Annotated in this window: 20 protein-coding genes; 12 read left to right on the top strand and 8 right to left on the bottom strand. The window is 42.7% G+C overall.

Annotated features, from left to right (window positions below; genetic code table 11):
- Positions 1–123: 123 nt before the first annotated feature.
- The 3 genes from ACYQ3L_RS07310 to ACYQ3L_RS07320 form a co-directional block, all read right to left on the bottom strand.
- Positions 124–2,382: a monovalent cation:proton antiporter family protein gene (locus tag ACYQ3L_RS07310; RefSeq protein ID WP_380001975.1), complete on the bottom strand. Its 2,259-nt coding sequence runs from the start codon at positions 2,380–2,382 to the stop codon at positions 124–126.
- A gap of 473 nt (positions 2,383–2,855) precedes the next feature.
- Complete coding sequence (locus ACYQ3L_RS07315; protein ID WP_380001973.1) at positions 2,856–4,082, bottom strand: glycoside hydrolase family 88 protein; 1,227 nt, start codon at positions 4,080–4,082, stop codon at positions 2,856–2,858.
- Positions 4,083–4,158: 76 nt separating this feature from the next.
- On the bottom strand, positions 4,159–5,238 hold the full coding sequence (locus ACYQ3L_RS07320; protein WP_380001971.1) for an aldose epimerase family protein: 1,080 nt from the start codon (positions 5,236–5,238) through the stop codon (positions 4,159–4,161).
- Between the two features lie 678 nt (positions 5,239–5,916).
- Here ACYQ3L_RS07320 and ACYQ3L_RS07325 point away from each other — a divergent pair.
- From ACYQ3L_RS07325 to folK, 6 genes are all read left to right on the top strand, one after another.
- Positions 5,917–6,795 carry a cell division protein FtsX gene (locus ACYQ3L_RS07325; protein WP_380001969.1) on the top strand — a complete coding sequence of 293 codons (879 nt, stop codon included), beginning with the start codon at positions 5,917–5,919 and terminating at the stop codon, positions 6,793–6,795.
- Between the two features lie 4 nt (positions 6,796–6,799).
- On the top strand, positions 6,800–7,063 hold the full coding sequence (locus ACYQ3L_RS07330; RefSeq protein ID WP_380001967.1) for a DUF3098 domain-containing protein: 264 nt from the start codon (positions 6,800–6,802) through the stop codon (positions 7,061–7,063).
- A gap of 14 nt (positions 7,064–7,077) precedes the next feature.
- A complete protein-coding gene (locus ACYQ3L_RS07335; protein ID WP_380001965.1) occupies positions 7,078–7,929 on the top strand; it encodes an undecaprenyl-diphosphate phosphatase in 852 nt (283 codons plus the stop codon).
- Positions 7,929–8,618 (top strand): tRNA pseudouridine(55) synthase TruB, encoded by a 690-nt coding sequence (truB, locus tag ACYQ3L_RS07340; RefSeq protein WP_380001963.1) that lies wholly within the window; start codon positions 7,929–7,931, stop codon positions 8,616–8,618. The genes ACYQ3L_RS07335 and truB overlap by 1 nt, the downstream gene beginning before the upstream one ends.
- A 67-nt stretch (positions 8,619–8,685) precedes the next feature.
- On the top strand, positions 8,686–9,735 hold the full coding sequence (gene queA / locus ACYQ3L_RS07345) for a tRNA preQ1(34) S-adenosylmethionine ribosyltransferase-isomerase QueA (protein ID WP_380001961.1): 1,050 nt from the start codon (positions 8,686–8,688) through the stop codon (positions 9,733–9,735).
- The gene (folK, locus tag ACYQ3L_RS07350; protein WP_380001959.1) at positions 9,736–10,221 is read left to right on the top strand and encodes a 2-amino-4-hydroxy-6-hydroxymethyldihydropteridine diphosphokinase; all 486 of its coding nucleotides are present in this window, start codon (positions 9,736–9,738) and stop codon (positions 10,219–10,221) included.
- Here folK and ACYQ3L_RS07355 read toward each other — a convergent pair.
- The 3 genes from ACYQ3L_RS07355 to ACYQ3L_RS07365 all read right to left on the bottom strand — a co-directional run bounded on the left by ACYQ3L_RS07355 (position 10,218) and on the right by ACYQ3L_RS07365 (position 14,271).
- A complete protein-coding gene (locus tag ACYQ3L_RS07355) occupies positions 10,218–11,669 on the bottom strand; it encodes a glycoside hydrolase family 10-like protein (protein ID WP_380001957.1) in 1,452 nt (483 codons plus the stop codon). The genes folK and ACYQ3L_RS07355 overlap by 4 nt on opposite strands.
- 3 nt (positions 11,670–11,672) lie before the next feature.
- Complete coding sequence (locus ACYQ3L_RS07360; protein ID WP_380001955.1) at positions 11,673–12,992, bottom strand: TldD/PmbA family protein; 1,320 nt, start codon at positions 12,990–12,992, stop codon at positions 11,673–11,675.
- Positions 12,993–13,551: 559 nt separating this feature from the next.
- The gene (locus ACYQ3L_RS07365) at positions 13,552–14,271 is read right to left on the bottom strand and encodes a helix-turn-helix domain-containing protein (RefSeq protein ID WP_459952370.1); all 720 of its coding nucleotides are present in this window, start codon (positions 14,269–14,271) and stop codon (positions 13,552–13,554) included.
- Positions 14,272–14,462: 191 nt separating this feature from the next.
- Between ACYQ3L_RS07365 and ACYQ3L_RS07370 the strand changes: the two genes are divergently transcribed.
- Positions 14,463–16,766, top strand: a complete 2,304-nt coding sequence (locus tag ACYQ3L_RS07370) for a TonB-dependent receptor (RefSeq protein ID WP_379994074.1) — start codon at positions 14,463–14,465, stop codon at positions 16,764–16,766.
- 76 nt (positions 16,767–16,842) lie between these two features.
- On the opposite strand, the gene ACYQ3L_RS07375 is transcribed toward ACYQ3L_RS07370, so the two are convergent.
- Positions 16,843–18,273, bottom strand: a complete 1,431-nt coding sequence (locus ACYQ3L_RS07375; RefSeq protein ID WP_379994125.1) for a TldD/PmbA family protein — start codon at positions 18,271–18,273, stop codon at positions 16,843–16,845.
- Positions 18,273–19,640, bottom strand: coding sequence for an MATE family efflux transporter (locus tag ACYQ3L_RS07380; protein WP_379994075.1), 1,368 nt, complete (start codon positions 19,638–19,640; stop codon positions 18,273–18,275). The genes ACYQ3L_RS07375 and ACYQ3L_RS07380 overlap by 1 nt, the downstream gene beginning before the upstream one ends.
- Before the next feature lie 275 nt (positions 19,641–19,915).
- On the opposite strand from ACYQ3L_RS07380, the gene lysS reads away from it, so the two are divergent.
- From lysS to ACYQ3L_RS07405, 5 genes are all read left to right on the top strand, one after another.
- A complete protein-coding gene (gene lysS / locus ACYQ3L_RS07385; RefSeq protein ID WP_379994076.1) occupies positions 19,916–21,661 on the top strand; it encodes a lysine--tRNA ligase in 1,746 nt (581 codons plus the stop codon).
- Between the two features lie 93 nt (positions 21,662–21,754).
- A complete protein-coding gene (locus tag ACYQ3L_RS07390; protein ID WP_379994077.1) occupies positions 21,755–22,753 on the top strand; it encodes an NAD(P)H-dependent glycerol-3-phosphate dehydrogenase in 999 nt (332 codons plus the stop codon).
- Positions 22,754–22,763: 10 nt separating this feature from the next.
- A complete protein-coding gene (locus ACYQ3L_RS07395) occupies positions 22,764–24,110 on the top strand; it encodes a glucose-6-phosphate isomerase (RefSeq protein WP_379994078.1) in 1,347 nt (448 codons plus the stop codon).
- 90 nt (positions 24,111–24,200) lie between these two features.
- The gene (rlmN, locus tag ACYQ3L_RS07400) at positions 24,201–25,235 is read left to right on the top strand and encodes a dual-specificity RNA methyltransferase RlmN (RefSeq protein ID WP_379994080.1); all 1,035 of its coding nucleotides are present in this window, start codon (positions 24,201–24,203) and stop codon (positions 25,233–25,235) included.
- Positions 25,225–25,890: a hypothetical protein gene (locus ACYQ3L_RS07405; RefSeq protein WP_379994081.1), complete on the top strand. Its 666-nt coding sequence runs from the start codon at positions 25,225–25,227 to the stop codon at positions 25,888–25,890. Before rlmN ends, ACYQ3L_RS07405 begins: the two co-directional genes overlap by 11 nt.
- Positions 25,891–25,897 lie beyond the last annotated feature (7 nt).

Consider the following 25,897-nt stretch of genomic DNA (forward strand, 5'->3'; position numbering starts at 1 on the left):
TGTCCAGGTAATTCTGCAATGTCCTCTGCGATATCCCCAATAACCGCCGGATATCGCAGTTGCCATATCATCTTTCATCTACAGGTTTCGGCTGCAGCTTTTGAATTCTCTCCGGCAAATCTTTCAGAACAGCTTATTGATGTTGGCCTCAAATGACGCTAACTTATCCACTTCCCCGGCAATCCATACCACATCGTTTTCATGAAATACGAAGCTCGCGCTGAAATTCGTTATAGATTCGTTTCCCCTGTCTATACCTATGACCAGGCATTCGGTTTGTTCCCTGACACTTAGACGGGCGATGCTTTTATTTATCATTACCGATCCTTCCCCGACAGGATATTGGGAGAGGCTGATATGATGCTGTACGGCTTCACTCATTGCAGTTTCTCCATTGTTCCGGTTCTCGACCGATTCTACAAACCTCATTATTTCGTCGTCCGACCCACAAATAATGATCCTGTCGTGCGGATACAGATATGCTTTGCCGTCAGGAATATTTATTTTCTTGTTTCCCCGTATAATCGTGATAATATTGACGCCCGTGCTTTGCCGGTAATTGAGTTCGGCCAATGTCTTGCCCACACTTGGCGAACCGGGCGACACTTCAAGTTCTTCGATATGTATATTTTTGGATAACAGACCTTTTGCTACAGCTGATGATATTGCTGCATTTTTTTCCTTACTGTTGAAGTTGTCGATAAATCTTTTCTCTATCCTGCGTGACTGAATTTTCACTCCTTTTATGAAAACGATAGCGGCAAGGTAAGCGATAGCAATGATTATTGCCGTTATGGATGAGGACGGGAATAGTATATGCAATTCGAATATAACGACAGAAAAACACAAGGCTATACGGAATAAGATGAGGATAACCAGGGCCACACGGTTCGAGGGCTGTTTGTCCCACAATTTCCGGAACTCGTCCGACCTGTTTTTCTTCATTATTATAGCACGCAGTAACGGGGCCATACATGTCAGCGTTAATGCAGTAGCCAGGATTTTCCCGAAAACACCCGGAATACTTTCTATTATGAACGGGTTTATAAACAGTTTGAACAGTTGTATGACAGCTATACTTATCACCAGATACACGATGACAAATGTGAAAACTTTTTTCAGAAGGATATTCCATGTCTTTTCCTCCGTAACCGTATTATAAGCCGAAGAAGCATAGCCTTCTATCAGCTTTTCCCATTTAGGCGGTATCCGTTTTATTATCCAGTCGGCCAAAGGGCCCGAAATTTTCAGCATGTACGGGGATATGAAGGTCGTGATAACTGCCACCGCTACAATAATAGGGTAAAGCGCTTTGCTTATCACTCCCAGACTTGTACCCAATGTAGCGATAATGAACGAGAATTCTCCGACCAAAGCCAGGCTGCATGCGGCTTTGACGGCAACCTTCAATCCTTGTCCCGACAATAAAATACCGATTGTGGAGAACAGAGGGCGTCCGATAAGAATCACACATGTAAACAGCGCTATATATACCCCGTATTCCGCTATTACCTTAACCTCGATCATCATGCCGACCGATACGAAAAAAATAGCCCCGAACAGATTCTTCAGAGGCAGCATCATATGTTCTATATGCTTGCCTTCCAATGTTTCGGATAAAATGGACCCCATGATAAATGCGCCTAATGCAGCCGAAAACCCGACGTATGTGGCAAATAATACCATTCCTAAACATAAACCGACCGATATGATAAGCAAAGTTTCGTCATTGAGGTGTTTTTTCAGTTTCTTCAGGAATGTAGGGATAAGGTATATACCGCCCACAAACCATATAACAATAAAGAAAGTAAGTTTAAAGATTTCGTATACCAGCTGAGTCCCTTCGAAGTGTTTGCTGACCGCGACCGTACTCAGCAAGACGAGCATTAAGATGGCGGCAAGGTCTTCTACGATGAGCATGCCAAAGGCAATACCTGCAAACCTTGTCTTCTGTAGTGACATATCATTGAATGTCTTAATAATAATAGTCGTAGAAGACATGGATAGCATACCTCCAAGGAAAAGACTGTCCATGTGCGACCAGCCTAACAGCTTGCCTATAGTATATCCAACGGTTACCATACAGGTCATGTTGAATAATGTTGCAATGGATGCCGTCCCCCCTACATCCATCAGTTTCTTGAAACTGAATTCAAGCCCCAGCGCAAACAGGAAAAAGATAATTCCGATCTCCGACCATATATGTATACTTTCCAGGTCAGCTATAGATGGAAAGAACGTTGTATGGGGGCTGATGAGAAGCCCGGCAACGATATATCCTAATACGACAGGCTGTTTGAGATATTTACATATAATCGTGACTATCCCTGTAGTAATAAGGATAAGGGCAAGATCATTCACAAATCGTGGCAAGTGTTCCATTGTTGTAATTATTTAGTTTATGTTATGACCGCATTTCCTGTTTTTGGAATACCGGTTATACCTGACAACCGGGCTGTTTGTATAACTTTCCCAATCTAAATCCGTCATTTCCGGGTACAAAAAGAATATAATGTATTGATAAGAATGAAGTGCATTCCCAACTGGGATTCAGCTTCAAAAGTATATACAGAATCTGAGATTCCGGCAAATTTTTGCAATGATTTTTCAGAAAAAACACTACACATAGGCAAATGTTAAAAGGAATACCCAACACAGTATTCGAACTTTCCAAAATAGAGAAACAGCAGCATTGTTGCTTATCAGCGAAAGCACCGTAAATGAACACATCGCCTTAGCATATAAACTGATCTTGTTGTATGTGAACAAAAAGATATGAGTGAGCCTGTTTTGATTCAACGCTTCATCACTGGTTATAATTTCGGTTGTGATACGAAAAAACATATCTGCGTAAATTAGCTTGCTGACTTTTTATATTTTACTAAAGATTCCAGAAAGTAATAATCGGCATAGACCAATGGAACATCAATCTCCGAATGGTGGGGGATACTACCCACACAATGCATGAGCAGAAAGTCTCCGTTTGTACCTGACGGAGCTCTGTATGAAGGGGATGCCAGATTTTTCAGTATTTTCACAGCTGTATCGGTATAATCCCGATTCTTAGAGAAACTGCCTAAGTCGAATAAGGCAGAACAAGCTATTGCGGCCGCGGATGCATCTTTCAGGCTTGCTTGAAATTCCACTGCATAAGAGTTCCCTTTTGGTATGTAACTTTTTTGACCTACATTGAAGTCCCAGACGGGGACTAAATCCTCGGGGAGGTGCTTTAGATAGAAATTCATGATCTTAATAGCAGCATCAAGATATGCCGGGTCTTTTGTCTCACGATACATCATCGTAAAGCCATATGCAGCCCATGCCTGTCCTCTGGCCCAGGTCGAATTGTCACTAAAGCCCTGTGCTGTGACCTTGTGGTGGATTTCTCCGGTAAGAGAGTCGTAGCAGACAACATGGTAACTACTGTAATCATCTCTGAAATGATTTTTCAGAGTTGTGTTTGCATGTGCTACAGCTATGTCGCGCAGTCTTTTATCTCCCGATAATTTAGAGGCTTCAAGTAATAATTCCAGATTCATCATGTTGTCTATTATAACAGGGAAATGCGATTCTTCCCCGTCCCATGATTTATGATAGTTCCATGATTTAATGGCCTTGGTTTTCTCGTTATAACGGGTTGCCAGCGAATAAGCACTTTGTATGATTATGTCTTTATACTCATCTTTCGGGGCAAGCCTGAGCGCATTTCCATAACTGCAATACATCATAAACCCTAAGTCATGATGAGCTGTAAATGTCTTCAAGGGCTCTAAAGAAGTTGTCCATTTTTCGGCATTGTCTTTCCATACGGAATCTCCGGTAAGCTCATATAAATACCACAAAGAACCCGGGAAGAATCCCGGAGTCCAGTCATACATACCTGTAGTAATCAGCTTTCCTTCTTTATCAGTCGAACGCGGATAGTTTTTTCCGTCCGGTTCCCCTACATTTTTCAACATATCAGATGTTTGCCGGGTGGCAAAAATAATATTTTCCTCTATAAAGTGTTTCTCGCTATTGCTTGTGCATGATATGCAGGTAGATAAGATAAATATAAATGACAGATAGAGAAATATCTTCATTATAATATGGATTAAATATATACAGACAGGTGATAGTGGATAATCCCTACCACCTGAATATTCATTATACGATTAATTATTGTTCCGTTACGGAAAACGCGTGTACGGTTTTGCTTTTGAATGTTTCTCCGGGGCGTAATACGACACTCGGATATTCAGGCTTATTGATACTGTCGGGGAAATGTTGTGTTTCGAAACATACCGCAGCACGCATAGGGTAACGGTGTCCGTGCTTGCCCTCGAAGTTTCCGGTCATCCAGTTTCCGGTATATATTTGGACTCCCGGTTCGGAAGTAGATATGTTCATCCGGATGCCTGTTTTTGGAGAGTAGCATTCTACAGCCAACGCGCATTCACCTTCTTTTTTATCCAATATCATAGTATGGTCGTAGCCTTTGCCGAAATATAATTGCTCAAAATCCGCTTCTATTCTTTCGCCTATCGTATGGGGGGAAGTAAAATCGAAAGGCGTTCCTTTAACAGCTTCAGGCTTACCGTATGGGATGGCAGTATCGTCCGTAGGAAGGTAATTGGATGCATGCATTACCAGTATATGGTCGTTTATGCTCGGATCGCCTTCTCCCGACAAGTTAAAATATGAATGGTTTGTTAGATTGAGGATAGTCGCTTTGTCGGTAGTAGCCTCGTAATCTATAGAGAATTCATTACTATCTGTCAGGGTATAAATCATTTTTACGCTCAGATTACCGGGGAATCCTTCTTCTCCGTCTTTTGCAAGATATCTCAGTTCCAAAGTCTGATTGCCTGTTTGCTTGGCATCCCACACTACGGCATTGAAACCTTTCAAGCCTCCATGAAGATTATTCGGGCCGTTGTTTATGGCTAATTTATATGTTACACCGTCAAGTTCAAACTGTCCTTTAGCTATACGGTTTCCTGTTCGCCCACAGACTGCCCCGAAATATGGTTCTTCCGAATTCAGATATTCAGCCAGGCTATTATGTCCCAGTACGACATCTGTTAGTTTGCCGTTCTTATCCGGAACAGAAAGCGATACGATTTTCCCGCCGTAGTTGATGACCGTAGCTTCAGCTCCTTTGTTATTGGTAAGGACATACATACGTACATCTTTTCCATCTACTTTTCCCGAGAAGTTGGCAGGGTTCAGCCCCGATTTGGTTTCATTTGTTTGCATGATATTATTTTGTTAGTTAAATGTGTGACTTATAGTTGTTCGGAATATATTTTCCGTCCTGGTTGTTAAATGCAAATATACAATAATATTTTAACGAACCCCTTCCCTCTATTCGTGCATATAAGGGAATGTTTATTAAAAAAAATAAAATATGAAAATGATGATCGTTTTTCCAAAAGGTAACAAAAGTAACACCTTTTGAACGCTTTTCATATCGATTTTCAAATATGGATACAAATTTTCAAAAAGCTATTGGCCAAGAGCTAAAACTATCGGCCGGTAAGTTATAGATAAAATTCGTTTGATAAAATACATGTGTTTGCAATAAGAATGAAAAAAAGACCCTAAAGATGAACGGAGGGAAAACACTCTTGAAAAAATATTTACCATGAACTAAAATTTGAACCGGTTCCAAAACAAATGCCCTGTTTTTACTGTTTCCTTATAGTGGTTGAATTGTATTTTTAGGCAAAAAGAAGCCTTATTTATTAAAAAAAACAAAAATAGTTCTAATACATGCTTTTATTTTGTTTCTTTGCAGCGAATTTGGGTGCGTTGTACCCGCATGTAAGGATTATCCGGCAAAGAGTATTTGCGCAACATTTTCAGTTGTAACAGATGTGTGGTTTACATGCAAAATAACAAATAGGTCAGTGACCGTTAATTGTCTCAGTGCAGATGTCTGATAAACGACAACCTAAAACAATATCTTTATTTACCTCAGGAGTAATATCTACCATAAGTATCACTCTTGTGCTTTTTTTGTTGGGGTTAACTGTTCTGGTGGCTTTTACCGGAAAGGGGTTGGCAGCGTATTTTAAGGAAAACATGGGTATGTCTGTCGAATTGACGGGAGATATGGATGCTGCTGCTGTTCAGAAGACAAAAGAGAGGATAGAGGCTAACCCGTATGTGAAATCTACAACTTACATAAGTAAGGAGGAGGTGAAGAAACAACTGGTAGACGATCTGGGGGGCGACCCCGAAGAAGTGCTGGGTTATGACCCGTCGCGAAGCTATTTCGATGTGTTCATCAAGTCCGAGTATGTAAATACCGATAGCATAAAAAAAGTAGAAGCCAGTTTTAAGGATTTCAAATTGACCAAAGGCCTGTCTTTTAAGGAGGAAGATATTGCACTGGCCAATCAGAACCTCTCGAAAGTAGGTTCTATCCTTCTCATACTGGGTATTATACTTATTCTTATATCTTTTACATTAATAAGGAATACAATACAATTAAATATATATTCGAAACGTTTCTTAATTAATACCATGCAGCTCGTTGGTGCAACGAATGGTTTTATCAGGCGTCCGTTTATAATGAGTACGGTTGTTTCGGGCATAATAGCTGCTATTCTGGCTAATGTAGCCATAACAGGGGTTATATATTACTTTACGAATGAATATCCCGAACTGATATCGATTGTAACCATGACTGAATTGCTGATTGTATACGGACTTGTATTAATCATGGGAATACTGATTACCGTTCTGGCTACAATATCGGCAGTGAACAGGTATTTAAGAATGACAACAAATAAACTTTATCACGTCTAAGAATATGGATAAGAAAGATTTTGCATTTGGCAAACATAATTACATTATTTGTGCAGTATCTGTTGTTCTCATCATTGTAGGATTTATATTGATGACCGGTCCTGCATCGAGTGTCGAAGGAGGTTTTGAACCGGATATTTTCAGTGCAAAGAGAATTGTTGTAGCACCGATGATCTGTTTCGCCGGCTTTCTGCTCATGATTGCGGGTATCCTGTACCCCCGTAAGAAGGTGTTGGCTGACGAAAAAAAAGAACACAACCAATTATAAAACTATAATTTGTAATGAGCATTATTGAAGCAATTATTATTGCTATTGTAGAGGGACTGACTGAATTTCTACCTGTATCTTCTACCGGACATATGATTATCGCGCAAAGTCTTTTGGGCGTTGAGAGTAACGAATTTGTAAAAGCTTTTACCGTAATTATCCAGTTTGGAGCCATCTTGTCGGTAATTGTATTATATTGGAGACGTTTTTTCCGTTTCAGGGAAGTTCCCGGATCTGAAAATGCTGGCTTTTTGAAATATGCTTTATATAAATATGAGTTCTACTGGAAGCTGTTGATGGGATTCATTCCTGCCGCCATATTAGGATTCATATTCAATGATATGATAGACGAATTGTTAGAGAGCGTATTGGTCGTATCCATTATGCTTGTTTTGGGAGGTATCCTTATGCTGTTCGTTGATCGGTGGTTTAACCGTCCTGAAGACGGTGAGCAGGAAATTACATATAAGAACGCCTTTATAATAGGTTGTTATCAGTGTATCGCCATGATACCGGGCGTATCCCGTTCTATGGCAACTATTGTAGGGGGGATGAGCCGCGGGCTCAGCCGCAGGAATGCTGCCGAATTTTCATTCTTTCTGGCTGTTCCTACTATGGCTGCCGCAACAGGTTATAAATTGCTGAAACTGATAATGTCCGATACGGGATTCGAATTATTAAAAGAAAATATAGGAGTCCTGATTGTCGGTAATGTGGTAGCATTCATTGTCGCATTACTTGCTATCAAGTTCTTTATCGGTTTTGTCACTAAATATGGTTTTAAACTGTTTGGCTGGTATCGTATTATTGTTGGTGGCATCCTGTTGGCGCTATTGCTTTCGGGATACGAATTAACTATCATTTAATGGATTTTATTTCAGGAGAGGTCTTATACATAAATAAACCGCTTAATTGGACATCGTTTGATCTGGTACGGAAATTGCGGAATAAACTTTGCCGGAGATTAGGCGTTAAGAAATTGAAAGTAGGTCATGCCGGAACGCTTGACCCGCTTGCTACGGGAGTGATGATTATCTGTACCGGGAAAAAGACCAAGCTGATAGAAACCTTCCAGTATCAGACCAAAGAGTATATTGCAACCGTAAAATTAGGGGAAACTACTCCGTCTTTCGACTTAGAGACAGAAGTAGACGCAACATATCCTACGGAGCATATAACCGAAGAGTTGGTTAATCAGGCCTTGGTACAATTTATCGGAGAGATCCAGCAAATACCTCCTACGTATTCTGCCTGTAAGGTAGAGGGGAAAAGAGCTTATGAATTTGCCCGAGAAGGACAGGATATTGAATTGAAGCCCAAGCTGCTGGCGATAGATGAAATTGAGCTACTCGATTATACTATGCCTGAGATAAAGATCAGGGTGGTATGCAGTAAGGGAACCTATATAAGGGCATTGGCAAGGGATATTGGTTTGGCTTTAGGGTCCGGAGGGTATCTGACGGCATTGGAACGCATCCGGATAGGAGATATTACTCTCGACCAGTGTGTTGCAGGAGAACAGATAGAAGACGTGATAGACGCCCTTTTGGATTAGGATATCAGGATATATCCTTGTATGTTTGCAGATTATAATAGAAACTAAATTAATTTATATATAGAATATGAAACTTTCTCAATTCAAGTTTGATTTGCCTGAGGAATTGATAGCCTCTCATCCTGCTAAAAACAGGGATGAATCCCGTTTATTGGTTGTCAATCGCAAGACCGGAGAAGTTGAGCATAAGGTTTTTAAAGATATTATCGAATATTTCGATGATAAGGATATATTTATCTTTAACGACACAAAGGTTTTTCCTGCCCGTTTGTACGGGAATAAGGAAAAGACCGGAGCCACTATCGAAGTATTTTTACTCAGGGAGTTGAACGAAGAATTTCACCTGTGGGATGTGCTGGTAGATCCTGCACGTAAAATCCGTATCGGGAATAAGTTATACTTTGGCGACGATGATTCAATGGTAGCCGAAGTAATTGATAATACAACTTCCCGCGGACGTACACTCCGTTTCTTATACGACGGGCCTAGCGAAGAGTTCCGTAAGGCTCTTTATGCATTAGGAGAAACTCCTATTCCGAAGTATCTGAACAGAGGCGAAGAAGCTGAAGATAAAGACCGTTACCAGACTATCTTTGCCAAGAATGAAGGAGCAGTGGTTGCTCCTGCTGCCGGATTGCACTTTAGCCGTGAACTGCTGAAGCGTATGGAAATCAAAGGCATTGATTTCGCGTATATAACATTACATTCAGGCTTAGGTAATTACCGTGATATCGATGTGGAAGACCTGACAAAACATAAGATGGATTCGGAGCAATTGCTGATTACAGAAGAAGCCACGATACATGTAAACCGCGCAAAGGATGAAGGTCGCCGTGTATGTGCCGTGGGTACATCTGTGATGAGAGCCATAGAGACGATTGTTAGCACAGACGGGCATCTGAAAACCAATGAGGGGTGGACAAACAAATTCATCTTCCCTCCGTACGATTTCGGTATTGCCGACTCAATGGTAACCAACTTCCATCTGCCTCAATCGACTCTGCTGATGATGACCGCCGCTTTCGGAGGATATGATCGTATTATGGATATATACGATATGGCGGTGAAAGAGAAGTACCGCTTTGGTACATATGGTGATGCAATGCTTATAATTTAAATGTTACTGGATAAAGATATTCAGCATGATGTGTTCTTAGGTCTGGGTTCCAATATGGGAGACAGGGGAGAGAACCTTAATCATGCTATAAACAGAATAGAAGAGCGGATTGGTGAGGTTGTTACCACTTCCGCTTTTTACGTTACCGAACCGGTAGGCTTCGAATCGGAGAACCGCTTCCTGAACGCCGTATGTGAAGTAAAGACCAGGCTGCGGCCAATGGAATTGTTGCAACGGACACAGGAGATAGAGACGGAGATGGGACGTACAACCAAATCAGAGAACAAGGTGTATGCCGATAGGATAATCGATATCGACCTGCTATTGTTCGACGATAAGGTGTATGCCAACGAGAAACTTATCCTGCCGCATCCGCACTTACACGAAAGGGCTTTCGTCTTATTGCCGTTGGCTGAGATAGCAGGCGATTACATCCATCCTGTTTTACATAAGACAATCAATCAGCTTAAAACCGAACTGGGCTAATGCTCTCCTCCGGAATGCACGAAGTATGCGGGAAACGACTGCACGCTTTCGTTATGATACCTGTCGGAGGCTGTAACAAAGTAGTGGAACCCGAATTCACCGACCGTTACCGGAAATGAGTAGCTGTTGGTGCGCAACCCTGTAACCAGCATGTTACGGGCATTGTTTATATCTATTTCTTCTGTTGAAGAGGCATATATATTGTAAGTATAAGTTTCGTTATTGTCGGGAGCATCCCATTTTATATTCAGGTAACCTTCATCTTTATACACCTGCGTAATAACCGGAGAGTTAGGTGATATATTATCCAACCAGGTCAGCGGAGGTAATTTAGCGGGAGTAGGGTAGTAAGTATGGATAGAATCCCTGATTCCTTTCAGGTTGCTTAGAATGTTCCCCGTGCGGAAGTACGCCTGTCCTTTTACCTTATTTTCCCGGGTATATTTCATCTGGTTCAGGATATCTTCCAACGACCAGTTTTGCTCGTCCATCTGATAAACGCCTAGCCCCGGCACAACAATGCGTCCGTTACTGTTTACCACCCAGTCGTCCAGGAATGGATAGAAACGGTGTTCTTTATAATACATCATAGGGAATACAAGGTCGTGTTTCCCGCTTTTCATCCAGTGGCCTGCATCCTGAAAAACAGTTTCATAGGCTGTCCAGCCATCGTTGGGAGCTACATGCTGCAGTACCCGGTACCGTCCCAGGGGAGAACTGCTTATCTGCACCCAGGGCTTGACTGCTTTCACATTGTCGTAAATGTCTGTAACCAACCGATTTATGTTCTCCCTGCGCCAGTCGTGCAGACCTTTGCCATTGCCGTATTTTTTGAAAGTATCATCATCGGGGAATTTCTGAGTATTGCTGGGATAGCGTATATAGTCGAAATGTATGCCGTCGACATCATAATTCTTTACTATTTCGTCTACAATGGATGAGATCAATTTCTGAGATTCAGGCCTTCCGGGATCGAGATACCAGGTTCCGTGGACTTCTTTGTAATAATCAGGTTTGTCTTTAACTACAGTCCCTTTTCTCCTTCTACCTTTTCCCGTATATTTTATTTTTGCTTTATCCATCGTATAGGTTACAAGCCAGGCATGACATTCCATCCCTCTTTTGTGGCATTCCTCAATGGCAAATGCCAATGGATCGAAACCTTCCGACTGATTAAAGTAGGTGCTTAAAGGTTCTATTTTCGATCTGTAAAATACAGACCCCTGCGCGCGTGCCTGAAATAGCACCACATTGAAATGCTCGTCTTGTAACTGGTCGAGTATATCGCATAATTGTTTTTTTTGTGCTTCTACGCTGGTGCCTTGTCTGGGCCAGTCCAGCCCCCAGTTGGTAGTAAGCCATGCGGCCCTTACTTCAGTGGAGGGTACCTGTGCAAAGAACGATATCGGAAATAAAAAGAATATTGTGAGTATGTTGAATAATTTCATGCTTTACAATCCGCTAAAATTTACATCGCTGAACAAGAGGGATGGTAACCGCCATGGCGAACTTTCACGCGGGTCATTTCCTACTTCTGCAAGGTTTTTCCATAGAACAAGTATGTTACCCGTAATGTTCATCTCGCTTATCGGGGTAGTTGCTATGCCGTTTTCGATAAGGAAACCCTCTACTCCAAACGAAAAGTCTCCGGTTGTGGGGTTACTGTTCCCCCCGTTGAAGCCCGTTATCCAGATACCTTTTTGTACAGATTGAAGTATTCCGTCAGAGTCCCTGCTTCCCGGTGCGGCCTGTATAATGGATGGCGAGGCTATCGTTGGCCCTACATCCATTTTCAGCGAGTTGTATGTATCTATGAAGTATGTTTGTAATATACCCCTGTCTATGATGACACGCTCTTTGGTGGCGACGCCTTCGCCATCAAACCATCTGGCTCCGAACGCACGGGCAAGATGGGGAGTATCTGTGATAGTCAGCTTGTCGGATGTGATCTGCTGCCCCAGTTTGTCCAGCAGGAATGAATTCTTTTGCTGCAATGCTGTTCCGTACATCGCTCCCATTATTGGAGAAAATAAACGTGATGCGGTGGTGTTGTCGAGCAGCATATCGTATTTGCCCGATTTAATTTTCCGCTGGCCTATTTTCCGCAAAGCCCGTTCAAGCGCTATTTTTCCTATTCCGCTTTTCTTCAGGTCGTCCCAGTAAACAGAACTGTCGAACCAATACGATTCGGCCCGGGCATCGCCGTCTGTTTTCAGGGCGGTTTCCACAGTCAGGTTGAAAGCCGAGTCTATGCTTTCAGCTTCAAAACCGTTGCTGGCAACCATATATTCAGCTCCTACACCGTCGTCATATGACGAAGTGATGGAAATAATACGTTTATCCGATTCGTATATTTCTTCAACAGCCTGCCGTGCTATATCCAGTTTTTTATCGGTGCTGATATTTTCAAAGGAATTATCATATAAGTCCAGGTTTTTGCCATCTCCTTTATAATATCTGTCAGAATTTGGTAGTTGGCGTAGCCTGTCCGGAGCCAGATATCCGGTCGATATGATTCCTTCTTTGATAAATGTTTCCAGTCCTGCCTTCTCTATACGGTTGGTAGAAAATGTGCCGTATCTGCCATCGACAAATAATTCGATATACAATTTGTTTTCGGAACTTTGATGCAACTTGTCCAGTTGTGTATTGCGATATTCAAACGAATTATTATTCGCCGTGATAATTGAGACCCGGGCAGCCTGGCATCCGTTCTGCAAAGCGAGCCGCATAGCCCATTGTGCTGTATCTTTATGTTGTTCAGTAATCATCCTATAATGTTTTCGTATGCAAAAATACACAGAATAAGAGAAAGCGATTAATAATTAAGAATGAAAAATTAATAATTAGCTTTTAACAGTTATCAGTAAACAGTCATCAGTCAATAACTCGTAAGATGTAAAACTTTGCGCCTTTGCGTCTTTGCGTGAAACAAAACAAAACGCCAGCCAACTTGTAACTCGTAACTGCCCGAAGGGCGAAGTAACCTGTAACTGTTAAAAGGTAACAAAGGTAACAGTATTTTCAGTGAACAGTAAACAGTCATCAGTAAACAGTATCGTGGTTTGTCATATACTCTGTCCATTTCCAAATTTTTCGTCTTCTTCGCTCGCGCAGACGTCCCGTCTGTATGTTGCGTAACAAACATTTTTGCCCTGTCAACAAGACACGACTGGAAGTCCGCGCCAGCGGGTTAACTTTTCAGTTAACAGTCAACAGTTAGCAGTTAACAACTTGTATCCCGTATAATTTTTCGTTCTTCGCTTTTGGCTCCGCCGATTTTCAATTAGTTCTTCACTTTTCGTTTTTCACTTATTATTTACCCCTTCTTCAATCCGTTCTCGATGTATATCCCGGCGGCAGGAACGGATAGAGATTCTTTGGCTTGGGCTTCTCTACCGGAGCGGCAGATGGTTGAGCGACAGGCGGCTGTTCCATAGCTTGCCCTTGCTCATTTTTCACTTTTAGTTCTTCACTTTTCACTTCCGGTTCTTCACTTTTCATTTTGCCTTCCTCTTCCAGTTCCTTATCCACGGCCGCCACTACCTCCGGATTGAGCGAGCCGCCCGGACGGAAGCCGTTCCCTTTCAATATCATCAACTGACGCCTGGTCTCTTCGTCCTGTACCTCGATGACCAGCGGATGGCGTTCCGATGCAAGCAAGCGGTCTCTGTCCTTCCTCCTTTCCTCCCGGTCGAGTACGTACTTTATCGCGCGGATGCTCGGCGGGCAGAATTTCTTTTCCACTACGCGGCATTTCTCCACCTCGTTCAGCGGATCGTTCTTATCGGGGATATAGGTGACCTTCTCTTTTTTCTGCACATAGCCTTCCAGCAGTTGTTTCAGTCCGATACGTGCCGAAGCTATGATCACCTCTTCGCGGTGGTCGATGGCTTCTTCCACCGCTTCGCCGAAATCGGGCTTTGCCTTTTTCCATTCATAAAATGTCTTGCGGCTTATTTTAAATGTTTTGCATATTTCGGAGATACTGCACAAGTCCTGTTCTATCATCCTGATAATCTCCGAGGCTGTTTTTTCTTTATACTTCATAAGATACTTAAATATTAATGTTAATAATTAGTTTCTTATATAGATAAAGATGTTTGGTTCTGATAAATTTTCAGTTATGCAGAAAATGATTCAACATTAAAAAAACAACTACTTATTCACATTAATTGTAACACCCCGTTTTTTCTTCCGTCATAATAATAAAATGGATGTTATATAAATTAAGCTTAATAATGAGAAGCCCGATCATTTTATTATTTATTTTCCTCTTTAGTATTTCTTTGCAAGCGATTGATGTAAAAGGCCGTATAATAGACATAAATACAAAGAAGCCTGTCGGGTTCGTAACGATGGTATTGCTAAAGGCCGACTCCACATATATTACCGGCTGTCAGACGGATACATTGGGATTATTTGCAATGGCCGGACAATTCCAGAAACAGGATTATCTTCTGAAAGCATCCTTTCTGGGATACAGGACTGCATTTATAAAGATAAGCAACCTGTCGTCCCATCTCGATTTAGGTGATATCGAACTGACAGAGGAATCGGAAGCACTGGGCGAAGTGACAGTGACAGCTAACAGAATAATAAATAAAGTGGACAGGCAGATAATCCTCCCCGATTCGATGCAGATAAAAAGTTCTGTCAATGCTTTCGACCTGCTAAGTAATATGTCGCTAGCCCGTTTGAATATCGACCCTGTAAATCAGACAATAAAAGTAGGTAACGAAGAAGTACAACTCCGGATCAACGGTGTACGTGCCACTGTACAGGAAGTTGCCGCTCTCCGCTCGAAAGATATCCTGCGAGTGGAATATTTTGAAGACCCCGGCGTGCGTTTCGGCAACGAAAATGTAGGCGCGGTCGTAAACCTGATCGTGGACAGGCAGAAGAACTATGGCGGATATGTATCCGTAGACGGGCGCAATTCTCCTTATGTAGGATTCGGAGACGATAATATTACGTTCAAGATGAATAATAAAGCATCGGAATTCGGGCTTAATTATTATATAAATTACAGGTCTTACGATAAACGATGGACAGAGCAAAGCGAATTACTGAATTTCCCGGCAAATCCGGTCTCCCGGGAACAAAGGGGAATAGAAGCCCCTATGGAATACCAGTATCATCGCTTCAACCTGACATATAACCTGACATCCGTAGATAAATATGTGTTTAATGTGGCTTTTAAGAATCAGCTTTATAATTACGATAATACAACAGACTTCAATAACTTCTACTCCGACAGGGTTATCCCGGCTTATTCCAGCGCGAGGCGGAATGGCTTCGAGTACACTCCGGTTCTGGATATATACTATAAGCAGGAATTGAAAGATAAGCAGTCGCTGGCTGTTAATATAGTGGGTACATATATCAATTCGGACAGTGAAAGCAATTATCTGGAATCGGAGGAATCCGTGCCGCAGACAGAAATCTACAACAAGGTGGACGGTAATAAATATTCAGTTATCGGTGAAGCTGTTTATGAAAAACAGTTCGAAAACCTGACCTTTAGCGCCGGGGCGAAACATACGCAGGGGTTTGCGGATAATACATACAGAGGGAATACTGATACAAAAACGGAAATGAAAAACTCTGATTCGTATGCTTTTGCCCAGGTGCAGGGTAAGATAGCCAAAAAGCTGGGTTATACTTTAGGTCTGGGCGGTTCGCGTATCTGGTTTAAAGAGGGGGAGAATGATGCGGCATTTTATACGATACGGCCTTCCGTGCAGTTGAATTATCCGTTCAATGATAATCTGTCGGTAAAGTATTCATTTGTAGTGAGCAACAGAACCCCGTCGTTAGGACAGCTCAGCAGTGTGGAGCAACAGGTGGATGCTTATCAGCTCAGCAGGGGCAATCCGGATCTGAAACTTACCAATACATATAACAACAAGCTGATATTTAATGTAAACAAAGGAATTTTTGACATCAGCACTACACTAGGATATATGTATTTCGATAAAGTTATTGTCAATACATACAGCATAGAGGGGGATAAGATCGTGTCGTATTCAGACAATCATAAAGGGCAGCATTACTTCTACTGGTCGGGAGATATTACCGCTAAAATAATAAAGGACATCTGGACTCTGACCGGCTGGTTTGGCCTGCAACGGGATATCTTCAACGCAAACACCGGGATAAACCATACTTATAATGCTATTTATGGAGGATTCCGCTCAAATGTACTGTATAAAAATCTCAGCTTTGTTATAGGGTTGAATTCCCGCTATAAGGAATTATGGGGAGAATCTATTTACTACGGGGAAGACTGGAACTATATAGAGGCCGGATATAAACACAAAGAGGCTAAATTATCGCTGGGGATGTCATATCCGTTCAAGGATTACTGGAGTGCCGGCAGTCGAAATATCTCATCTGTAAAGCCGACAAAATCGTGGTCGTACATAAAAGAGAACGGGCATATGCTTTACCTGCGCTTTTCATGGAATATGTCTTTCGGGCGTAAGCATGAGGCAGGGAAGAAGAGCCTGGATAATGCCGATACGGATAAGGGGATATTATAAGAATTTCAAGATTTCAGGTTTCAAGATTTCAAAATTCAGGAGAATAATCTTGAAACCTGAAATCTTGAAATAACAATCATTCCCCTCCCACAGTCAGTTTACTCACCAATACCGATGGTAAACCCTGTCCGACCGGAACACCCTGCCCGTCTTTGCCGCAGGTCCATGCACCTTCGTCTATTTTCAGGTTGTTGCCTGTCATGGTGATGTCGGCCAACGCTTTCGGGCCGTTACCTATGATGTTTATATCTTTTATCGGCCGGGTCAGTTTTCCGTTCTCTATCAGGTAGCCTGTTTTTACAAAGAATGTGAAGTCCCCGGCGCCGATCTGCACCTGTCCGTTTGTGAAATTATCCACATACACACCTTGTTTTACGGATGCTATAATATCGGCTTCCGGCGTATTCCCTTCTTCCATATAAGTTACCCGCATACGTGGTAATGGCGCGTACCGGAACGATTGACGCCGCCCGTTTCCCGTCGGTTCCACACCGTAATGCTTTGCGCTGATACGGTCGTGCAGGTAACTTTCGAGAATGCCGTCCTTTACTATATATGTCTTTTGGCTCTCCACGCCTTCATCGTCAAAATTGATTGCGCCACGGGCATGTTCTATCGTGCCGTCATCCACAATGTTGATACCGGGCATACAGATCCGTTTGCCGAACCGGTCGGAAAATATGGATACATTTTTCCTGTTAAAGTCAGCTTCGAAGGTATGTCCGATGGCTTCGTGCAGCAGGATACCCGAACTTCCGGCTCCCATAACCACAGGCATTTCGCCACCTTTAGGCTTTATGGCTTCGAACATGAGGGAGGTCTGTGCTACGGCTTCCCTGGCAATCGTTTCAATTAATTCTTCGTTCAGGAACTCAAATCCTTTCCGGTAAGCACGTGAACAATAGCCGTTTTCTATTTTGCCGTCCTGCTCCATCGTACAGGAGCCCGACATGATCGACATCGGGCGGTAATCCCAGGTCAATATACCTTCCGAGTTGAAAAAAAGGATATATGATGTAGCGTCATTCAGGCTGACTGAGGCTTTGATAACACGGGGATCGAGCTCGAATATCCTGTCATTCAGTTTCTGTACAAATAATTTTTTGTCGGCTACCGATACATCGAGCCAGGGCTTTTCTATTTTATAGTAGTTATGAAAATGGCGTTCTCTTATTTCAGCCGCGTTATTTGTCCCGACAGGCATTGACGCGATACTTGCCGCTGTGCGGGCCGCTTTCAGTAAATCCTTAATGTCGGTGTTCTCCACATAGGCATATCCGGTCTGGTCGCCCGATACTACCCTTACACCCGCACCATAATCGATATTCGAAGCGGCGCGGTTTACTTCCCCGTCCCGGAGCGAGATATTATTGCTGAATGTATGTTCAAAATATATATCGGCGTAATCCCCTCCTTTGCTCAGGGCTTCGGAGACCACTTTCAGTAAGTCATTTTCCGCAACGGAGAAATGTTGCAGTATATTCTGTCTGTTTATATTATCTATCATCATAATTCTGAGGCCTCCATTTTCTTGAATTTGTTTATCTGCCATATAAACATCGCCGCGGTCAACAATGTTGACAAACTATCCGCAACGGGCAATGAGAACCAGACACCATTCAGCCGGAAGAAGTGTGGCAATATAATCAGAGCAGGGATAAGCAGAAGGAATTGGCGAGTCAGACTAAGAAAGATCGATTTCGCCGCCATCCCTATGCACTGGAAGAAATTGGTAACCACAATCTGAAAGCCCACCAATGGCAGCATCACGGTTATGATGCGCAGAGCTTTCGATGCTTCGGCAGCCAGCGGGGCAGAAGGGTTGAACGGCTGTACGATAACATTCGGCAACAGCAGTCCTATTGCGCATCCTACAATACCTATACATACCCCTACTTTAATCGTATAATTGAGGGTTTCTTTCACCCTGCTTATCCTTCTGGCTCCATAGTTATACCCCACTATCGGCTGCATACCTTGTGTAAGTCCTACCAGTACCATGATAATGATCATTACCAGGGTATTGGCAATGGCATATGCCTCTATGGCCACATTGCCGCCATACACTTTCAGCTTGTTGTTGAGCATGAATACCACGACCGACGCAGCTACCTGAATAAAGAAAGGGGACAGACCGATGCTGGCGATCGCCCATACTATCTTCGGATTCAGCCCTATGTTTTTCCTGCGCAAACGCAGCATACTGTTTTGGTTCATAAAGTGATGCATAACGAAGCATAAGCCTATGAACATGGAAATGATAGTTGCGATGGCAGCTCCTTTAATCCCCCATTCCAGTACAAATATGAATATGGGTGCAATAATGATATTCGCTATCACCCCGATCAGCATAGTGTACATTGCCTTGGTCGGATAACCCGATGCACGCATCATACTGTTGAAGTTAAAGCACATGGTAAGGAAGATGTTTCCCGGCAAATAATACAAAAGGAATTCTTTTGCATAAGGGAAGGTTTCTTCCGTGGCTCCTATCCTCATCAGTATAGGATCAAGGAACATGAATAACAATGTTACAAGTGTTCCTGTAAATAAGACAGTCATCAGGAAAGAGTTGCCTATTATTTTTTCGGCGGTTTCCTTATCGCCCCTGCCCAGACAGATAGATATGCGGCTTGCCGAGCCGGCCCCAACCAGCATACCCACGGCAGCAGTCAGGTTCATGACAGGCAGGACGATTCCCAATCCTCCGATAGCATGGTCTCCCAGATCGGGACCATGGCCGATATATATACGGTCGATGATATTGTATAGCGCGTTGACCATTGTTCCCACGATAGCCGGAAGCGCGTATTGCCAGAGTAGTTTACTTATCTTTTTATTCTCTAATTCATCTATGTTTGCGGTTTTCAACATTTTTAATCTGTTCTAATACGGTTAAGGAGTGTAGCCCTCCCATCTTTGAGGGTGCAAAGGTACAATTTATATTACTTATTTCATGTGTAATGCACGCCGATTTTATTTATACCTGTTTCTGCTTTTTTGTTAAAAAAAGTACAGCTTTCAGGTCTGGTGTCTATTAAACCGGATACAAAATGTGTATTTGTGATTATATTTTTTAACTTTGCGTGGTTATTCGCATACGAACCAATTTTTATTTTTGAAATTAAAAATCTGAAGATAGATTGATAATGAATATACTAGAATTAAGCGAACAGGAAATCTTTCGCAGACAAAGTTTAGAAGAGTTGAGAGCGTTAGGGATAGAACCGTATCCGGCAGCGCTGTATGATGTAAATGCATATTCAAAAGAGATAAAAGAAAGCTTCGAAGACGGAGCAGAACGTCGTCCGGTAACCATTGCCGGCCGTATCATGGGGCGCCGTATCATGGGTAAAGCTTCATTTGTTGAGTTGCAGGATGCGGAAGGACGCATACAGGTCTATATATCACGTGACGATTTGTGCCCGGCTGAAGATAAGGAGCTTTATAATACAGTTTTCAAGAAATTACTGGATATTGGAGACTTTATCGGCGTTAAAGGATTTGTGTTCCGTACACAAATGGGTGAAATATCGGTGCATGCCGAAGAATTGACGGTGTTAGGAAAATCGCTTCGCCCGCTTCCCGTAGTGAAGGTGAAAGACGGGGTTACCTACGACGGATTTACCGACCCGGAACAGCGTTATCGCCAGCGTTATGTCGATCTGATCGTCAACGAGGGCGTAAAAGATACATTTATCAAGCGTACAAAAGTATTCAATTCGATGCGTGAATTCCTGAACGGACACGGTTATATAGAAGTGGATACTCCGGTATTGCAAAGCATACCGGGAGGAGCTACTGCCCGCCCGTTTATTACTCATCACAATGCACTGGATATTCCATTGTATCTGCGTATCGCAAACGAACTTTACCTGAAACGTCTGATAGTCGGAGGTTTCGATGGAGTGTATGAGTTTTCCCGTAACTTCCGCAACGAAGGTATGGACAGGACGCACAACCCGGAATTTACGGTAATGGAATTCTATGCAGCATACAAGGATTACAACTGGATGATGGATTTTACCGAGCGTATGCTGGAGAAAATCTGTATGGACGTGCATGGAACTACCAAAGTGAAAATGGGTAAAAATGAGATTGATTACAAAGCGCCTTACCCGCGCGTTACTATGATAGATTCCATCAGGCATTTTACAGGTGTAGACATTAGCGGAATGGACGAGGTTCAGCTTCGCGACGTTTGCAAGCAGCTTGGAGTGGAACAGGACGAAACAATGGGTAAAGGAAAGCTGATAGATGCCATTTTCGGAGACAAATGTGAAGGTAACTATATACAACCGACATTCATTATAGACTATCCTGTGGAAATGTCGCCGCTGACAAAGAAACACCGAAATAATCCGGAGCTTACAGAACGTTTCGAACTGATGGTAAACGGCAAGGAACTTGCGAATGCTTATTCGGAGCTGAATGACCCGATAGACCAGCGCGCCCGTTTCGAAGACCAGCTGAAATTATCGGAAAAAGGAGATGACGAAGCTATGTTTATCGACCAGGATTTCTTGCGTGCGCTGGAATACGGCATGCCGCCGACAAGCGGTATCGGCATCGGTATGGACCGTCTGGTAATGTTTATGACCGGACAGGAAAGTATTCAGGAAGTGATGTTCTTCCCTCAGATGCGCCCTGAAAAAGTGGCGAAGAAAGATCCTGTGGCAAAATATACGGAACTGGGAGTTTCGGAAGAACTGGTTCCTATCCTCCAAAAAGCCGGATACCTTACTGTGGAAGCAATGAAAGATGTAAATCCGCAGAAGATAAGACAGGATTTAGGAGACATCAACAAAAAGCATAAACTGGAGTTGTCTCTGCCATCGGTAGAGGTGATTGAGGGATGGTTCACCTCCCCAACCCCTCCAAAAGGAGGGGCTTAAGCAAGCCATGAGTCATGAATATTAAAAATAAATAAAATTCCTGCTTCCTTTTCCTCCCCTTTTGGGGGAGGTTAGGAGGGGGTGGTTAAAAATATGAGTTTTCCCGGTAAAATTGCAATTTTAGGTGGTGGAACATGGGCGACCGCATTAGCCAAGATTATGCTGAATCACGAAAAGCATATCAATTGGTACATGCGCCGTCCGGAACAGATACAGGATTTTAAAAAGACAGGGCATAACCCTTCTTATTTATCGACAGTTGAATTTAACCTGGACAGAATTTCATTTTATTCGGATATTACTCAGGTTGTTGAGGATTCCGATACGCTGATCTTAGCTGTTCCGTCCCCTTTTCTTAAAAGCCATCTGGATAAACTGAAAACTAAAATAAACGGAAAGTTTATTATTTCGGCCATCAAAGGGATCATCCCACCCGAAAACCTGCTGGTTACCGATTATCTGACGCAATTCTACGATATCCCTGCCGAAAATATGGCTATCGTCGGCGGGCCTTGCCATGCTGAGGAAATAGCCTTGGAGCGTCTCACATATCCTACGATTGCTTGTCCCGATATTGAAAAAGCACGTGCCATAGCCGGAATATTCAACAACAGGTTTGTAAGGGCATCCGTATCGAACGACGTATCAGGTATCGAACTGGCGGCTGTGCTGAAAAATGTATATGCCATTGCTTCGGGTATTTGCCACGGGCTGAAATATGGAGATAATTTTCAGGCGGTGCTGGTATCGAATGCAATATCCGAGATGGAACGTTTTGTAGATATTGTATCTCCGATAGAAAGACGGATTCAGGATTCGGCATATCTCGGAGATCTATTGGTTACGTGTTATTCAAGTTTCAGCCGTAACCGTACATTCGGTTCCATGATAGGAAAGGGTTATTCCGTAAAAGCAGCTCAGATAGAGATGGAAATGATTGCCGAAGGATATTATGGTACAAAATGTATCAGGGAAATGAACGAAAAATATAATGTGAATATCCCTATTGCAGACCTGGTGTATCACGTATTATATGAAAATGCATCAGCGCGGGAGGGTGTTAAGGTATTGAGAGAACAAATATTAAAATAAATAAAGAACAATGGATAAGGTTATCAAATTAGACATTAGCAAAACTTTAGGTTTTATTAATCAGGCTGACATCGACAATCAGGCTGCTTTGGCAAAGAAATGCAATGAGGCATTGCATGATGGTTCAGGTAAAGGAAACGACTTTTTGGGTTGGCTGAACTTGCCGTCATCGATTACAGATGCTGAATTAAAAGATATAGAAGATACAGCAAAAGCATTACAGGCCAAATGCGAAGTAATTGTACTTGTCGGCATCGGCGGCAGCTACCTTGGTTCAAGGGCTGTTATCGATTCTCTGTCGAATGCCTTCGATTGGTTGCAACGCGACCGTAAAACTCCTGTAATCCTTTATGCTGGGAACAATATCGGTGAAGACTATCTGGTGGAATTACTTGCATACCTGAAAGGTAAATCTTTCGGAATCATCAATATATCCAAATCGGGAACAACAACAGAACCTGCTTTGGCTTTCCGCATCCTTAAAGCCGAACTGGAAAAAACAATAGGTAAGGACGAAGCGAAACACCGTATCGTAGCTATTACAGATGCTGCGCGTGGAGCATTGTTTACACTGGCTACAAAAGAAGGGTTTAAGAAATATGTAATCCCTGATAATGTAGGAGGACGCTATTCTGTGTTGACCCCGGTAGGTTTGCTTCCTATCGCATTAGCAGGGATCGATATCCGCCAACTGGTTGCAGGTGCTGCATATATGGAGAAAGAAACCGCTCCGGCTGTGCCTTTCGAAAAGAATATCGCAGAAGTATATGCCGTTACACGTAATGAATTATACAAAAAAGGTAAGAAAATAGAAATCCTGGCCAACTTCAACCCTAAGTTGCACTACATCGCAGAATGGTGGAAACAACTTTACGGAGAGAGCGAAGGCAAGGAAAATAAAGGTATCTTCAATGCTGCGGTTGACTTTACCGCCGACCTTCACTCTATGGGACAATGGATACAGGAAGGTGAACGTTCTATCTTCGAAACTGTTATATCAGTGGCTCAACCGAATGAAACATTGACAGTGCCTACCGATGAAGAAAATCTTGACGGATTGAACTTCCTTGCAGGTAAACGTGTGGATTTTGTAAACAAAATGGCCGAACTGGGCACGCAATTGGCCCACGTTGACGGAGGTGTACCGAACATCAAAGTGGAAATGCCTAAACTGGATGCATACAGTATCGGACAGTTGTTGTACTTCTTCGAGAAAGCATGCGGTATCAGCGGGTATATCTTAGGTGTGAATCCATTCGACCAACCGGGAGTGGAAGCATATAAGAAAAATATGTTCGCTCTCCTTGACAAACCGGGTTTTGAAAAGGATAGCGAAGCTATTAAGAAAAGATTGTAAAAAATAGTTACAAGTTACAGGTTACGAGTTACAAGACTTATGATGTCCCACTCGCTCGTAACTTGTAACTCGTAATTCGTAACTAAAGGTATGATAGAAAAAAAACACTTACTGGGTATGATCATGGATGAATTCTATGGTGTGGCAGGTGAGTGCGGTCTACCCAGATTTGCAGCAAAGCAAATCGCCGATTGGGTATACAAGAAAAGAGTAACATCGATAGACCAGATGACAAATATCTCGGTCGCAAACAGGGCTTTGTTGTCGGAAAAATACGATGTGGGAAGATATATCCCGCTCGAATTCCAGCAATCTGTAGATGGCACTGTTAAATATTTATTCAAAACGGAGAACGATAAACTTATCGAGGCCGTGATGATCCCCGAAGACGACAGGGCTACGCTTTGTGTGTCTTCACAGGTTGGTTGTAAGATGAACTGCCTGTTTTGCATGACGGGGAAACAGGGATTTAACGGCAATCTTACTGCCAATGAAATATTGAATCAGCTCTATTCGGTTCGTGAAGCCGAAGATCTGACGAATGTTGTCTTTATGGGAATGGGTGAGCCTCTGGACAACTATGAGCAATTGAAAAAGACACTCGAAATTATGACGGCCGATTATGGCATGGCCTGGAGTCCCAAACGTATAACCGTTTCCACAACCGGTGTTACGCCCAAGTTGAAACGTTTTCTGGATGAAAGTAATGCCCATCTGGCAATCAGCATCCATAGCCCGGAGAAAGAACAGCGGTTATCTATTATGCCTGCCGAGAAGGCTTTCCCTATAGCCGGGGTGATGGACTTATTAAAAGAATATGACTGGACAAAGCAACGGCGCTTGTCTTTTGAATATATAATGTTTGATAATTTCAACGATTCGCTCGTGCATGCCAAAGAACTGGCGCAGATGCTCAGGGGAATCGAATGCAGGGTAAATCTTATACGTTTCCATGCGATACCGAATGTCAATCTGAAAACATCGACAAAGGAAAAGATGGAGGCATTCAGGGATTATCTGACAAGTAAAGGTGTCACTTCGACCATACGCGCGTCGCGCGGCGAAGATATATTCGCGGCTTGCGGAATGTTGTCGACAATGAAAAGTAAAAAAAATGAGGAATAATCAGGTTGTATTTAACGGGATTCATGATGGGAAGATGACTTTGCCGAAAGACTTTGCCGTTCTTTTCCCAAAAATGACCCGGTTATTGGATAAAGCATATAAAGTAGAATTTACACTGAACGGCAATCAGCGGTTCCGGCAGTATATATGGACGCTTAACGGTGGAAGTACCATCGGCTGGCTTTGTAAGCTGGAACATTGTGTGCCCCAGGGGCGTAATATTATACCCGAGCACATTCTGCTATCCCAAAATATGGGAGGGATTGTAGAATATTGGCTCGAAGACAATACTATGGAGGCGGAGAGTTTTATAGATGCCAATCAGTTTACATTCTCGCTGGTAGATTCCACGGTTGGTATCGGAGGATGGGAACAAAACTATGCGGATGAATGTAAGTCGCAGGGCATAGAACCTATGGATACGTCCGACTTTCTGACTTTTGCTCTCGAAGCGAATGGAAATACGACCTTCTATAATTATAAAACAAAAGAAGTTTTCGTTTATTTACATGATGACTATTCCCCGTTCGCGATCACGCCTCACAAAGGCCATCCGTTATGTACGATTTATCAATACGATAAAGCCCCGACTTTTGTTGACTTTGTCGAAACCCTGGCCGGACAATGGTTGCAGGTAATACAATCTAAAAACTAAATCAACT

The organism is Dysgonomonas termitidis, from assembly GCF_054657735.1.

Coding starts and splice junctions, on each gene's coding strand:
- ACYQ3L_RS07330 (WP_380001967.1), top strand. CDS start 6,800: ATGGATAAGAAAGATTTTGCATTTGGCAAACATAATTACATTATTTGT.
- ACYQ3L_RS07325 (WP_380001969.1), top strand. CDS start 5,917: ATGTCTGATAAACGACAACCTAAAACAATATCTTTATTTACCTCAGGA.
- truB (WP_380001963.1), top strand. CDS start 7,929: ATGGATTTTATTTCAGGAGAGGTCTTATACATAAATAAACCGCTTAAT.
- ACYQ3L_RS07320 (WP_380001971.1), bottom strand. CDS start 5,238: ATGCAAACAAATGAAACCAAATCGGGGCTGAACCCTGCCAACTTCTCG.
- ACYQ3L_RS07365 (WP_459952370.1), bottom strand. CDS start 14,271: ATGAAGTATAAAGAAAAAACAGCCTCGGAGATTATCAGGATGATAGAA.
- ACYQ3L_RS07360 (WP_380001955.1), bottom strand. CDS start 12,992: ATGATTACTGAACAACATAAAGATACAGCACAATGGGCTATGCGGCTC.
- ACYQ3L_RS07315 (WP_380001973.1), bottom strand. CDS start 4,082: ATGAAGATATTTCTCTATCTGTCATTTATATTTATCTTATCTACCTGC.
- ACYQ3L_RS07370 (WP_379994074.1), top strand. CDS start 14,463: ATGAGAAGCCCGATCATTTTATTATTTATTTTCCTCTTTAGTATTTCT.
- ACYQ3L_RS07395 (WP_379994078.1), top strand. CDS start 22,764: ATGGATAAGGTTATCAAATTAGACATTAGCAAAACTTTAGGTTTTATT.
- rlmN (WP_379994080.1), top strand. CDS start 24,201: ATGATAGAAAAAAAACACTTACTGGGTATGATCATGGATGAATTCTAT.
- ACYQ3L_RS07355 (WP_380001957.1), bottom strand. CDS start 11,669: ATGAAATTATTCAACATACTCACAATATTCTTTTTATTTCCGATATCG.
- ACYQ3L_RS07390 (WP_379994077.1), top strand. CDS start 21,755: ATGAGTTTTCCCGGTAAAATTGCAATTTTAGGTGGTGGAACATGGGCG.
- lysS (WP_379994076.1), top strand. CDS start 19,916: ATGAATATACTAGAATTAAGCGAACAGGAAATCTTTCGCAGACAAAGT.
- folK (WP_380001959.1), top strand. CDS start 9,736: ATGTTACTGGATAAAGATATTCAGCATGATGTGTTCTTAGGTCTGGGT.
- ACYQ3L_RS07375 (WP_379994125.1), bottom strand. CDS start 18,273: ATGATAGATAATATAAACAGACAGAATATACTGCAACATTTCTCCGTT.
- ACYQ3L_RS07310 (WP_380001975.1), bottom strand. CDS start 2,382: ATGGAACACTTGCCACGATTTGTGAATGATCTTGCCCTTATCCTTATT.
- ACYQ3L_RS07405 (WP_379994081.1), top strand. CDS start 25,225: ATGAGGAATAATCAGGTTGTATTTAACGGGATTCATGATGGGAAGATG.
- ACYQ3L_RS07380 (WP_379994075.1), bottom strand. CDS start 19,640: ATGTTGAAAACCGCAAACATAGATGAATTAGAGAATAAAAAGATAAGT.
- queA (WP_380001961.1), top strand. CDS start 8,686: ATGAAACTTTCTCAATTCAAGTTTGATTTGCCTGAGGAATTGATAGCC.
- ACYQ3L_RS07335 (WP_380001965.1), top strand. CDS start 7,078: ATGAGCATTATTGAAGCAATTATTATTGCTATTGTAGAGGGACTGACT.